The 13730-nt window shown below is 47.0% G+C and carries 10 protein-coding genes; 5 read left to right on the forward strand and 5 right to left on the reverse strand.

Features of this window, described 5'->3' with window-relative positions; all coding sequences use genetic code 11:
* Positions 1-147: 147 nt before the first annotated feature.
* The gene (gene rocD / locus C8N47_RS06800; RefSeq protein WP_107821786.1) at positions 148-1365 is read left to right on the forward strand and encodes an ornithine--oxo-acid transaminase; all 1218 of its coding nucleotides are present in this window, start codon (positions 148-150) and stop codon (positions 1363-1365) included.
* A gap of 75 nt (positions 1366-1440) precedes the next feature.
* Here the strand turns inward: rocD and lolA1 are convergent, their stop codons facing one another.
* Positions 1441-2091, reverse strand: a complete 651-nt coding sequence (gene lolA1 / locus C8N47_RS06805) for an outer membrane lipoprotein periplasmic chaperone LolA1 (protein WP_107821787.1) — start codon at positions 2089-2091, stop codon at positions 1441-1443.
* An 18-nt stretch (positions 2092-2109) separates the two neighbouring features.
* On the reverse strand, positions 2110-4578 hold the full coding sequence (locus C8N47_RS06810) for a DNA translocase FtsK (protein WP_107821788.1): 2469 nt from the start codon (positions 4576-4578) through the stop codon (positions 2110-2112).
* Between the two features lie 590 nt (positions 4579-5168).
* Between C8N47_RS06810 and C8N47_RS06815 the strand changes: the two genes are divergently transcribed.
* The 3 genes from C8N47_RS06815 to fabD all read left to right on the forward strand — a co-directional run bounded on the left by C8N47_RS06815 (position 5169) and on the right by fabD (position 8229).
* On the forward strand, positions 5169-6125 hold the full coding sequence (locus tag C8N47_RS06815; RefSeq protein WP_107821789.1) for a carbamate kinase: 957 nt from the start codon (positions 5169-5171) through the stop codon (positions 6123-6125).
* Positions 6126-6137: 12 nt separating this feature from the next.
* Positions 6138-7142 (forward strand): ornithine carbamoyltransferase, encoded by a 1005-nt coding sequence (gene argF / locus C8N47_RS06820; RefSeq protein ID WP_107821790.1) that lies wholly within the window; start codon positions 6138-6140, stop codon positions 7140-7142.
* Positions 7143-7338: 196 nt separating this feature from the next.
* Complete coding sequence (gene fabD / locus C8N47_RS06825; RefSeq protein ID WP_107821827.1) at positions 7339-8229, forward strand: ACP S-malonyltransferase; 891 nt, start codon at positions 7339-7341, stop codon at positions 8227-8229.
* 164 nt (positions 8230-8393) lie between these two features.
* On the opposite strand, the gene C8N47_RS06830 is transcribed toward fabD, so the two are convergent.
* Positions 8394-8675 (reverse strand): YciI family protein, encoded by a 282-nt coding sequence (locus tag C8N47_RS06830; protein WP_107821791.1) that lies wholly within the window; start codon positions 8673-8675, stop codon positions 8394-8396.
* A gap of 253 nt (positions 8676-8928) precedes the next feature.
* Between C8N47_RS06830 and C8N47_RS06835 the strand changes: the two genes are divergently transcribed.
* Positions 8929-10587, forward strand: a complete 1659-nt coding sequence (locus C8N47_RS06835) for a diphosphate--fructose-6-phosphate 1-phosphotransferase (RefSeq protein ID WP_107821792.1) — start codon at positions 8929-8931, stop codon at positions 10585-10587.
* Positions 10588-10981: 394 nt separating this feature from the next.
* On the opposite strand, the gene C8N47_RS06845 is transcribed toward C8N47_RS06835, so the two are convergent.
* Positions 10982-11404, reverse strand: coding sequence for a gamma-glutamylcyclotransferase family protein (locus C8N47_RS06845; protein ID WP_107821794.1), 423 nt, complete (start codon positions 11402-11404; stop codon positions 10982-10984).
* Between the two features lie 79 nt (positions 11405-11483).
* Complete coding sequence (locus tag C8N47_RS06850) at positions 11484-13427, reverse strand: sialate O-acetylesterase (protein WP_107821828.1); 1944 nt, start codon at positions 13425-13427, stop codon at positions 11484-11486.
* Positions 13428-13730 lie beyond the last annotated feature (303 nt).

Here is a 13730-nt window from a genome sequence, read left to right on the forward strand (position 1 = left end):
AACCAGCGGCGTGAACCAGTATAAGATTTTTCGTCAAATCAACAATAAGAAAACTCAGGTTTCAGCCTATTGTTGAACAGCTTAACACGCTTTGTTCGAAGCGAAAAAATCACTAACTCTGTCTAAAATCTCTTAAACTGATTTGCTATGAATACTGGAAACGCCCAATACTATATGGATCGCGAAGATCGATTCGGGGCACATAATTATCATCCGCTGCCGGTGGTACTGGAGCGCGGCGAAGGAGTATTTGTTTGGGATGTTGAAGGAAACAAGTATTACGATTTTTTGGCAGCCTACTCGGCCGTGAACCAGGGGCATTGCCACCCTAAAATTGTGGCCGCACTGGTTGAGCAGTCCCGAAAACTGGCGCTCACCTCGCGCGCTTATTACAACAATGTTTTGGGTGAATGGGAAGAATATGCAACCCGCTTGTTTGGCTACGACAAAATGCTGCCCATGAACTCGGGGGCCGAGGCCGACGAAACAGCTCTTAAACTAACCCGAAAGTGGGCATACAAAGTGAAGGGCATTGCTCCGAATCAGGCTAAAATTGTAGTCTGCAACGGCAATTTTCATGGCCGCACCATTACCATTATCTCGATGTCCTCCGATCCGGATGCCTACAACGACTATGGTCCCTATACGCCGGGATTCATCAACATTCCCTATAACGATATTCCCGCTTTGGAGAAAGCGCTGAGCGACCCCACTGTGGCTGGCTTTTTAGTTGAACCGATTCAAGCCGAGGCGGGTGTTTACCTGCCCGAAGACGGCTATCTGAAAAAAGCCGCCGAGCTGTGCAAAAAACACCAGGTGTTGTTTCTGGCCGACGAGGTACAAACCGGACTGGCACGTACGGGCAAAATGCTGGCCTGTGACCACGAAGGTGTCCGTCCCGATATTCTCATCCTCGGGAAAGCCATGTCGGGGGGTATGTATCCGGTTTCCTGTGTGCTGGCCGACGACCCCATCATGCTGACCATCAAGCCTGGCGAACACGGATCAACCTACGGCGGCAACCCGGTTGCGGCTAAAGTCGCCATTACAGCGCTGGAGGTTATTCAGGAAGAAAAACTGGCCGATAATGCAAGCCGGATGGGTGAACTGTTCCGCCGCGAAATGAAAGCAGTAAAGTCGGATCTGATTGAAGTTGTTCGCGGAAAGGGTTTACTGAACGCCATCGCCATTAAACCCCGCAACGGAAAAACAGCCTGGGATGTTTGTCTGGCGATGAAAAAGAATGGCATTTTGGCAAAACCAACACACGAGCATATCATTCGTTTCACCCCACCTTTAATTATTACCGAAGCGCAAATGCGCGATGCCATTGCCCGCATTAGCCAAACGTTTGCAGAACTGTAAACTCAATATTCAGCCGATATAAATGAACAAAGGAGCCCTCGAGCTCCTTTGTTCATTTATGTGTATGTGCATCAATTATCTCAAATCAATCACATCGACCCCTGGGTGTTTAGCCACGTTGAATGTGAAAACATCGTCGGTAATCCCTGCATTGGTCTTCATATCTTTGACGTCGATAATATAGGTATTACCATCGGCGCCAGCCATCTCTGCTTTGCTAATCAGCATCTGCTGTTTGTCGATCATTATGCGGATTTTCGTGTATTCAATGTCATCATTCTCCGGAAACAGATCGATGACATAACAACTTTTTCCGCCAATAACTTTCTCTTCAACAAACTTGTAGCTGAAACCATTTTCGTAGATGGTGAAAATCTTCGATGGGTTCATCATGTCGCCCGACTCTGAATCCACCGGAGAAATGGTTACCTCGTTGGCATCTTTCATATAGCTTGAAACTTCTTTACCGTTGCAATAAATCTCAAGGCCCAACTCAGTCAATTTTAAAAGATACATATCGCCTTTCATGCTAATTGTACCTTTATTCTCTTCGTGAATCTCCATTTCTTTATTATCCAGAATGTAGTCGAAGGTTGCCTGGATAGATGTGTACGATTGTGTTTTTTGGGTAACCTCTTCCAAGATCGATTTTGCTTTTTGGTCAACCTGAGCTGACACTGAGAGAACAAGCAGGACAAGCCCAACTAAGGACATTAATTTTTTCATTTCGCTTAAATATTTTTTTTACATGTTACTCAATAATTGTTCCAAACTATATTCATCCTGCACCATCACCTGGCGGGCTTTACTGCCTTCGCTGGGGCCAACAATTCCGGCTGCTTCCAGCTGGTCCATAATCCGGCCTGCCCGGTTGTAGCCGATCGAGAATTTGCGTTGAATCATCGATGTGGAGCCCATTTGGTTCATCACCACAATCTTGGCCGCATCGCTAAACAGTTCATCCCGGTTAGTCAGGTCCGTATCCAATGCACTGCCGTCGCCTTCGCCAACATATTCGGGAAGCATAAAGGCTGTGGGATAACCCTGTTGTTCCGAGATGTGATCGCAAATGCGTTCAACCTCGGGAGTGTCCACAAAAGCACATTGCAAGCGGGTCATCGCACTACCCACCGCAATCAGCATATCCCCTTTACCGATCAGCTGGTTAGCACCGGGGGTATCCAAAATTGTCCGCGAGTCAATCATCGAAGCCACTTTAAAGGCAATACGGGCTGGGAAGTTTGCTTTAATTACACCGGTAATAATGTTGGTTGACGGGCGCTGAGTGGCAATAATCATGTGGATACCAACAGCACGTGCCAACTGGGCAATACGGGCAATAGGTAGTTCTATTTCCTTGCCGGCAGTCATGATCAGGTCGGCAAACTCGTCGATAATCACCACAATGTAGGGCAAGAAACGATGCCCTTTCTCCGGGTTCAGACGTCGATCGGCAAATTTGGCATTGTACTCCTTGATGTTGCGGGCATGCGCCTTCTTCAGTAAGTCGTAGCGGCTATCCATTTCTATATTCAACGAGTTCAGGACATTCTTCACCTTTTGAATATCCGTGATAATGGGCTCTTCGTCATCCGGCAGCTTGGCCAGGAAATGGCGCTCGATGGTTGAGTATAAGCTGAGCTCGACCTTCTTCGGGTCAATCATCACCAGCTTCAACTGCGAAGGATGCTTTTTGTACAGCAGCGATGTGATGATGGCGTTCAATCCCACTGACTTACCTTGTCCGGTAGCACCGGCAACCAAAATATGCGGCATCTTCGCCAGGTCGATCAGGAAGGTTTCGTTCGAAATGGTTTTCCCCAGCACCACCGGCAGCTCAGCCGTACTTTCCTGAAATTTTTTCGAGGAAATGATCGAGCGCATCGAAACCACTTCAGGCTTCTGATTTGGAACCTCAATACCAATTGTACCACGTCCCGGGATTGGTGCAATAATACGAATTCCCAGTGCGGCCAGACTTAGTGCAATATCATCTTCCAGATTTTTAATCTTGGAAATACGAACGCCCGGTGCAGGAACAATCTCATAAAGCGTAATGGTTGGCCCAATGGTCGCGCGGATTTTGGTAATCTCAATTTTATAATGACGAAGCGTTTCAACAATCTTATTCTTATTCGAGATTAATTCTTCGTTGGTCACTTCGTTGCTTCCCGCCGGATGATCGTCCAGCAAGTCCACTGTCGGGAAATGATAATGCGATAAATCCAGCGTCGGATCGTAAGGCTCATCGCCCACCGACGCCTTATAATCTTCGTCGGTTTCTTCCTCAATCTTTTCAACGGTCATTTCCAAGCCATCCTGATCCTCCTTCTCTTGCTCCTGGAGGTCATCCGCAGTTTCCAGTTCACCATGCATTTGTCGTTCCACATGGTCTTCCACGTCCGACACATCAATACGGTCGTCAATTTTCGGTTGTTCTTCGTTGAATATTTCGCCGGTGTCCGGGTCGAAATTGGTTTCAACCGTATCGTGCTCGGTAATTACCTTCGAAATGCTTTGTTCCTGATCGATCAACGCTCCTATTTTCACATCTTCGTCGCGCATTTCCGGTTCAGCCACGGTAGCGACTTCCTTACGTGCAAAAATCGTTTTCAGCCAGGGAATAAACTTGTCGGTTCCGAACAAAACAATCAGGAACAAACTGCACAATAGCAAAAAGAACGTTCCGATAAATCCGACCAGTGAGCTAAACCAGTTTGCCATAAAGAAACCGAACTTACCTCCCAAGTAGATAGAACTGGTTGCTCCGAATCCGGAAAGCATCAAGCCCAGGAAAACTGAGATCCAGAAAATCAGGATGATACTGAATAACAGGGCGCGGCGGTACTTAACCAATGGCCGTTTAAAAACCTCGAACGAGGAAATAATCAACAGGTAGACAAACAAAAAAGAAGAAAGTCCAAAACCACGGTTAATGATCACTTCGCTGAGGTAAGCACCGGTTTTCCCGGCTTTGTTCTGCACTCTGATATCGGCACTTTTAATCAGCTGGCGCCACGAAATATCCAACTTGCTTTGGTCGGCAGCGCCGTAAATTAAAAATGAAATGAAAGCGATCATCAAATAAAGCCCAAAAACAAAAAGCAGAAATCCCAGTGTGTACCGAAACTTTTCACTCGTCAAAAGGCTTTTGATTTTCGAAATCATACCTGGTCCGGTATTCTTATTTTTGATTTTTTTCTTTTTTGCCATGTTATTTTGTAAAATTCGATTGCAAAGGTAACGAATTTTGAACCGATATTCTTGCCCGGCCCCACAACTAAAAATGTTTTGACAGTCTATTTTATTAACAGCCCATTCTTGAAAATCCGCACTTCCACAGGCTTCCTACAGAACAGTATCCCGAGTCATATTGTGTCGGTTTTAGTGGTATTCATGAGCGTTATTCTTTTCTGAAAGTCTTACTACGCAGAGGCCTAAAATTACAATGCTAATAACTGGTTTTGAATAGCTGAGGAACGGCAACTCGACAACTTTTGAAAACAACGACAACAGTATAATTGAAAAAAATCCTAACCTTTCATTCCGGTTGGTGATTCCCCGGAATCATCTGTGTTTTTTTTGAACGTTGATTGAAACAACGCTTCTTATGTCGGCACAGGTTGAAGAAAAGCCCGGGGCGCAAGCAATTTACAACATGGATGAGTTTTGATGTTCAATAACAGCCATCCAGGGAGCAAAATCCATACAAAACGCAGTATTTGTGACCTCCGATATGCTTAAGTTTGTTCGTAAGCAAAAAGTTAGTTTCGGTATTCACATCATGTAAACTGGAGTAAAATATGAATAAACTTGCCGTGATCGCATTGGGAGGGAATGCGCTTTTGCGCAATCATGAAACGGGCACCATTGAAGAGCAGGAAGCCAACACCACCGAGACGCTGGAAAATATTGTTTTCTTGCTGCGGGAGGGCTATAATTTGGTGATCACCCATGGCAATGGCCCCCAGGTCGGCAATATCCTGATGCGCAACGACGCGGGAGAACAACTGTATCACATTGCACCAATGCCCTTGGACATCTGCGTGGCCGACTCGCAAGGTGGCATAGGCTACATGATTGAGCGAATGCTGCGCAACCTGCTGACACGTCATCAGATTAAGCGCCATATCATTTCCATGATCAGCATGGTCACGGTATCGCCTCTTGATCCGGCCTTTAAAAATCCGTCGAAGCGAATCGGGAAAACCTATAACAGCCGCGAAGCTCAGTTGCTTGAAAGCTCCAAAGGCTGGCAATTTAAACCGGACAGTAAAAATAAAGGTGGCTGGCGGCGCGTGGTATCCTCGCCCGACCCGATTAATCTGCTCAACAAGGATGTGATTGGCCAACTGGCGCGAGCCGGAAACATTGTAATTACTGCCGGTGGCGGCGGTATTCCAGTATATTTTGATGAGAACAAGCAGTTGCGAACAATTGACGCCGTGATTGATAAGGATATGAGCTCCTCGCTGTTAGCGGCAGAAATTGGTGCCGACGAGTTCTACATTCTCACCGATGTTCCGTTTATCTACCAAAACTTTGGCTTGCCCTCGCAGCAAAAACTCGAGTTTTTAAACTATGCCGATGCGCGAAACTACCTCGAAAAGGGTACTTTTGGAGAGGGAAGCATGGCTCCGAAAATCAGAGCCAGCCTGAACTTTTTGGAGCGTGGCGGTTCCAAAAGCATTATCACCGAAGCCAAAAAGCTGGCCGATAAAAGCTTCGGATCGAAAATAACCATGGAGTACGAATCCTAAACAACAGTACAGATGACCATTAATCTGAAGAACAAAAATTTTCTGAAATTGCTGGACTTTGAGCCGCAGGAAATCGAATACTTATTGCAACTGGCAAGCAAACTAAAAGCCCAAAAGAAAAAGGGAATCGAACAACAAGCATTACGGGGGAAAAACATTGCGCTGATTTTCGAAAAAACCTCGACCCGCACGCGTTGTGCGTTTGAAGTTGCAGCCTACGACCAGGGCGCGCGGGTAACTTACCTTGGCCCAACAGGCAGCCAAATTGGGCACAAAGAGTCGATGAAAGATACCGCTCGGGTATTGGGACGCATGTACGATGGCATTGAGTATCGCGGTTACGAACAAGCCATTGTTGAAGAGCTGGCCAACTATGCCGGCGTTCCGGTTTGGAATGGCCTGACCAATGAGTTTCACCCCACGCAGGTTTTGGCCGATTTGCTAACCATGCAGGAGCATTGTGCAAAGCCATTCAGCGAGATGAAACTTTGCTACCTGGGCGATGCCCGCTATAATATGGGCAACTCGCTGATGGTTGGGGCAGCCAAAATGGGAATCGACTTCCGCATTGCCGCACCGGCCAATTACCAACCCGATCCGCAATTGGTGGCAAACTGTCGCAAAATTGCCCGGCATAGCGGAGCCAAAATCACCATAACCGATGATGTGACCGACGCTGTTGCCGGCTGCGACTTTTTATATACCGATGTGTGGGTGTCGATGGGCGAACCGGCTGAAGTTTGGGACGAACGCATCAAGCTGATGAAACCCTACCAGGTGGATAAACAGATGTTGAAACTAACCGGCAATCCGAACGTCAAGTTTCTGCATTGCTTACCGGCTTTTCATAACCGCGAAACAAAAGTTGGCGAAGAGATCTTTAAAAAATACGGCTTATCGGCACTGGAAGTAACGGATGATGTGTTTGAAAGTGAGGCATCGATTGTTTTCGACGAGGCCGAAAACCGGATGCACACCATTAAAGCCGTCTTGGTAGCAACCATGGCCGAACGTTAAAACCCGGAGCGACCTTCGTTTTCAATCTCTGCCGGATTGCAGCAGCTTCGGCCTGCTAAAAATTGGAACAAGCATGTCCAATAGTCGAGTTAATAAACAAAATTAGACTTGAATTCGGCAATCAATCGGTGTTTTGGAAACCACGGGCGGAAAAATCATCTATATTTGTGCGCGAAAATTTTTTAAATATTTCATTATGAAAGCATTTGTATTCCCCGGTCAGGGAGCTCAATTCCCGGGAATGGGAAAAGACCTTTACGAGAACTCTCCTTTGGCCAAAGAATTATTTGATAAAGCCAACGAAATTTTGGGTTTCAACATTACTGAAATCATGTTCGAAGGAACCGTTGACGATTTGAAACAAACCAAAGTTACCCAACCTGCCATCTTCCTGCACTCTGTTATTTTGGCAAAAACGCAAAAAGATTTTAAACCCGAAATGGTTGCCGGTCACTCGTTGGGCGAATTTTCGGCATTGGTTGCCAATGGCGCGCTAACTTTCGAAGATGGGTTGAAACTGGTTTCGCAACGTGCACAAGCCATGCAAAAAGCCTGCGAATTGCAAGCTTCAACCATGGCTGCTATTGTTGGGTTGGACGACGCTACTGTTGAAGAAGCCTGTGCATCGATCGACGAGGTTGTTGTTCCGGCCAACTACAACTGTCCGGGGCAGCTGGTTATTTCCGGTTCAATTGAAGGGATCGACAAAGCCTGTGAAATTTTGACGGAGAAAGGGGCCAAACGTGCGTTGAAATTGGTTGTTGGTGGTGCTTTCCACTCACCGCTGATGGAACCGGCTCGCGAAGAGTTGGCTGCTGCTATTGAAGCCACAACAGTTAGTGCTCCGATCTGCCCGGTTTACCAAAACGTAAACGCTCAGCCTGTTTCGGATCCTGCAGTGATCAAAGAAAACCTGATCGCTCAGTTGACTGCTCCGGTAAAATGGACGCAGACTGTTGAAAATATGCTGAAAGACGGCGCTACTTCATTCACTGAAATTGGCCCGGGTAAAGTGTTACAAGGATTGATCAAAAAAGTTGACCGCAAAGCCGAAACGGCTGGTATCGACAGCTATGTAGCTGAATAAGCTTCAACTTTTGACAAAATACCGAAAAGGAATTGCAGTTTGTTGCAGTTCCTTTTTACTTGAAAGAAGTAAGTTTCTGTCATGCCGAATTTATTTCGAAATCGACAAACCATGACTGAACAGATGCTGAAACAAGTTCAGCATGACAACAGCCCGGGATTAACCTAGCCCAACAACTCGGGCGACACCTGGCTTAGTTGAATTTCGGTGATCTCAAAGTCCGCCAGGTCCAATTCCATAAACGGATCTTCGTTCAACAGCGTGATCAACTTTTCGCGGCTTTCAACCTGAGCCAGAATCAGGCCTCCTGTACGCGGGATTTTCTTGCCGGTTAGCAAAAAATTACCCGCTTCGACATAACGTTTCACAAAAGCGATGTGCGGTTCGAAATACGGCTCCACCTGGGCCAACTCCACTTTATATTCGATCGTAATCAGAAATAACATAGGCCAATTATTTTTCGCCCTAAAATACGAAAAGCAATGAAGCGACAGTCCTACTGCTTTGATAACAAAACAGCTATTGCTCCGGCACGCTTTCTATCCTGTTATCGTCCAGTTGAAAACAGCTTTCAAAACGGTTTAAATTAACTTTAAATCGAAAAATAGTCCCTTGACGACAGGACGAATGCCAGCTTTTTAGGTTATTTTTGGGGAGAATTTTTCAGAAAAAAGTAAATCTTTCCAAAAAATTAAAAAGATGACCATTAGTGCATTACAACAAGCCAGGGCTCAATACCAGCCTAAACTTCCAAAATCATTAAAAGGTGCGGTAAAAATCGTAGACGGTGCCGCAACCGAATCTGTAGCCGACCAGGCCGAAATTAAAGAATTATTCCCCAATACTTATGGTATGCCGTTGTTGACTTTCGAAGCAACTGACGCTGCTGCCAATGTAGGTCCCGTTAATGTTGGCGTGATCCTTTCAGGAGGCCAGGCTCCTGGTGGTCACAACGTAATTTCCGGTATCTTCGACGGTATCAAAAAACTGAACGCCGACAGTAAACTGTATGGTTTCTTAGGTGGACCAGGCGGATTGGTAGATCACAAATACATGGAAATCACTGCTGAATACCTGGAAGGTTACCGCAACACAGGTGGTTTCGACATCATCGGTTCGGGACGTACCAAACTGGAAGAAGAAGCGCAATTCGACAAAGGTTTGGAAATTTTGAAAGAACTGAACATCAAAGCCTTGGTAATCATTGGTGGTGACGACAGTAACACCAACGCTTGTGTATTGGCCGAATACTATGCCGCTAAAAACGCAGGTGTACAAGTGGTAGGTTGCCCGAAAACAATTGATGGTGACTTGAAAAACGAAATGATTGAAACTTCATTCGGTTTCGATACAGCTGTTAAAGTTTACTCGGAGTTGATCGGAAACATCCAACGCGATGCGAACTCGGCTAAAAAATACTGGCACTTCATTAAACTGATGGGACGTTCTGCGTCGCACATTGGCTTGGAAGCTGCATTGCAAACACAACCCAACATCACCTTGGTATCGGAAGAAGTTGCTGCGAAAAAGCAAACTTTGGGCGAAATTGTTGATTATATGGCCAACATCATCGCGAAGCGTGCTGCAAACGGCAACAACTTCGGTGTGGCATTAATCCCTGAAGGTTTGGTTGAATTCGTTCCGGAAATGAAAGCCTTGATCGCTGAATTGAACGACTTGTTGGCCGAAGGTTCTGAATCGGAAGCTAAATTCAAATCATACACGGACAAAGCTGAAGGTCGTGCATTTGTATCAAGCATTCTTTCTGCTGAATCGGCCAAAGTTTACAACTCACTGCCTTCATTGATCGCTGACCAGTTGACACTGGATCGTGACCCGCACGGTAACGTACAAGTATCATTGATCGAAACAGAAAAACTGTTGGGTGAAATGGTGAAAACCCGTTTGGCTGAACTGAAAGCTGAAGGTAAATATGTTGGTAAATTCGGTACGCAGTTCCACTTCTTCGGTTACGAAGGTCGTTGTGCTGCTCCGTCGAACTTCGATGCTGACTATTGCTACTCGTTGGGTTACACGGCATCTGTATTGATCGGATCAGGTAAAACAGGTTATATGTCAAGTGTTCGTAACACAACAGCTCCTGCCGACGAATGGATCGCTGGTGGTGTTCCTGTAACGATGATGATGAACATGGAAAAACGTCACGGACACATGAAACCGGTTATTCAAAAGGCATTGGTTGAATTGGACGGCGCTCCATTCAAATACCTGGCCGAAAACCGCGAAAAATGGGCAATCGAAACAAGCTACCTGTACCCTGGACCAATCCAGTACTGGGGACCAAGCGAAGTTTGCGACCGTACAACCGTAACGCTGCAATTGGAACAAAAGAAATAATTCCGACTTCCAAATATCTAAAAAGAGCCTCCTTTGTAAGGAGGCTCTTTTATTTTTGAATTACCAGAAAGCAAACCGAATAATTACGCTTTTCGAAGCTTTGCCGCACGGCTGTGGCAAAGCGTTGTTACTTTGTTACTCTTCAGAACCATGCCATTGGAGCGCGGCACGACTCTGAGATACTTCAAAAGCTCGCCAGCGGTGCGAGGGACGGTTTTGTTCCCTTTCGAAAGCTCGCCTCCGGGGCGCGGGGCGCGAATGTTCTGTTTCGAAAGCTTGCCGTTGATGCGTGGCAAGCCCCTGAAACGTTTCGAAGCGATGCCGCTGATGCACGGCAAGGCTCTGAACAATTTCGAAAGCCTCCCGCTGATGCGCGGCACGACTCAGAACTTGCCTACTTGAAAAAACCGCCCCGCCGCATACTTTCCAGAAAACTGTCCAGGTCATTGAGAATCTCCTGACGGCGCTTCAAATTTTCAGAAGTGGCAGGGACGCCATTTGATGCTTTCTGCGTGTAAACAAAGGCTTCAACCCATTGCCCGGGCCCGGTTTGAATCCTTAGCAGCTCGCGTTGGTAAAGCGGCACATCCTCCCAGCAGTCAATCAGCTCCAGCTCGCGCCAACTGACGCGAAAAAGCTGCCCCTCCACCCGACTTCCCAATTGGGGTTTTACAAACAGATAGCCATTGCCGGGGTGCTGATACAGGCCATACCCCTCCAAACTGCCCGGTTTGTAGGCGGGTAAGCGTTTTAGTAAACGTTGAATGTATTCGGGCTCCGAAAGGGTGCCGTACGAAAAAAGCCAGGGATCTGCCATTATGATTTATTTTGACCGATTCAATATACTGAAAAAGCCCCGCATCGCGAGGCTTCATCAATCGTATTTGGATCGAAATCTATTCCGTTACGCCTTTCCAGCTATCCGTGCGGAAGGGAACAGCCGGTAAACCTTCCTTGTTGTACAAATTCAGATCGTCGGGGTTATTGCCCCAGCCAAAGCGAACCGCAACGGGCTTTTCAACATCTGCGGAAGAAACAACCACGGTCGTGTCATCCACCAATTCGGCCTTCGCCCAGTGGAACTGCTGATCCTCGCCCGCAATGGCGAAGGCATTCACATAACCATATTTGTCGTTCACCAGCAAACCGCTGCCGGTTTCTTTAAAGTGAATGTACACTTGATCGCCTTTTACCTCCATCGAGTCAAACATCGGGCCCGAGTTGACAACATCTTTACCGTAAGCAATCTTCAGCGCATTCAGTTCTAAGCGTTTTCCCACATCTTGTTTATTGCGTGGGTGAATATCGCCGGCCTCGCCGATGTCGATCGCCAAAGCCTGACCGGTATTTGGTAGCTCCAGCGCCATCGTTTGTGCTTCGCGAAGTTCGGCCCAGGCACTTTCCGATGGCTGTTGGTCGGCTGCCATAAAATTAGCCAGCTGCACCCAGCAGAACGGAAAATCGCCCAAGCCCCATTGGGCCCGCCAGTCGCTAATCAGATCTTTAAACAATTTGCGGTATTGATAAGCACGGTCAGCATTCGCTTCGCCCTGGTACCAAATTGCGCCCGCAATTCCGTAAGGAATAATTGGCTTCAACATACCATTGTAAAGCAAGCAGGGCAAATCGTTCGGCCCCAAAGTCACCGCAACATCGTTCACCTCGGTAATGCTGAATTTCCACAAACCGGCCAGGTTGATTTTCTCTTCGCCGGTCAGCAGGTAACATTGATCATCACCGCCGTAAATACCGCCACCGCCGCCAGTATCCTCCACACGAACGGCAATCACATTCTTGCCGGCCTTCAAAACACCCGCCGGAATAGCGTACAAACGATCTTCGTTGTACATATTGGTCTCGCCCACCAGCCTTCCGTTGATGTAGGTTTTATCGCGGTCATCAATTTTTGCCAAGGCTACTTTTGCCGGCAACCCGGCTTGTTCGGCTGTTAACTCAACGGTCTTCCGATACCAGCCAATACCGTCGATATTGGGGTAGCCTTCTTCTTCCCAAACCTTTGGCGTTTGAATGGAATGCCAGGCGGAATCGTCCAAATCAACAGCTGCGTAAACCGCTTTGCCATTAACCAGTCCAGCATCTTCTTTCGGTACAGTCCCGCCCAATACGGTTTCAATCTGTTTGGTGCGCTCCGCCACAAAAGCATCCATATCGAAAGTTTTCAGCTGGTTGAGCTGCTCGGCGAATTCCGGTTCCCGGGCAATCATTTCGGGGCTCATCCAGGTTTCGGCAACGGTTCCGCCCCACGACGTATGGATCATGCCAACGGGCACATTCAGGTCGTGAAACAAATTGCGGGCGAAGAAATAACCAACGGCAGAGAAATGCGGCACATTTTCGGGTGTGCAAAGCTCCCATTCACCGCCCGCCAAATCGCGCTGAGGCGTGGTGGCCACCTTTTTAGGAACGGTGAACATGCGAATCTGCGGATAGTTTGCTTCCGCAACTTCCTTGTCGGCATTTTGCACATTTTGCACAATCCACTCCATATTCGACTGACCGCTGCACACCCAAACCTCGCCAATCAGGATATTCTCGAGCCGGATGGCGTTTTTCCCCTCCACAAGCAAGGTGTATGGCCCTCCGTAATCCATCGAAGGCAGTTTTACATGCCAGCGACCATCGCCACCGGCTTTGGTTTTTAATACTTTCCCGGCAAACAGAACGGTAATTTTTTCATTTTTATCAGCCCATCCCCAAACCGGGTTTTCAATCCCCTGCTGGAGGACCATGTTTGAACTGAAAATTCGTGCCAGTTTTACTTCAGCCTTCAACGAGTTGATAGACAAAAGCAATACCAGCAGGCTAAGCAGTTGTTTCATAAGTTTGTTTGTTTTGATGATGTGTAAACAGAGGAAGCTTCCGACTCCCATCCGTTCAGAAATTATTGGATCTGCAATTTAATGAAATCAAGCTGGTATGTCCCGTTCTGTACTGGTATTTTTTAGCAGATTTTTTTGAAAAGGAATTAGTCACGCGTTCATCGGCACGCGAAAATGACTATTTTTAGGCATTATTAATTAAACTCCCCCGCCGAGAAATCCTTCTTCTCACCTTACCAGAGGCGGGGGTTTTTAGTTTTAAAAAAAACCGACCTCAAACGAAGCCGGTTTTCCAGAGTATAA

Source organism: Mangrovibacterium marinum (assembly GCF_003046625.1).
Taxonomy (GTDB): domain Bacteria; phylum Bacteroidota; class Bacteroidia; order Bacteroidales; family Prolixibacteraceae; genus Mangrovibacterium; species Mangrovibacterium marinum.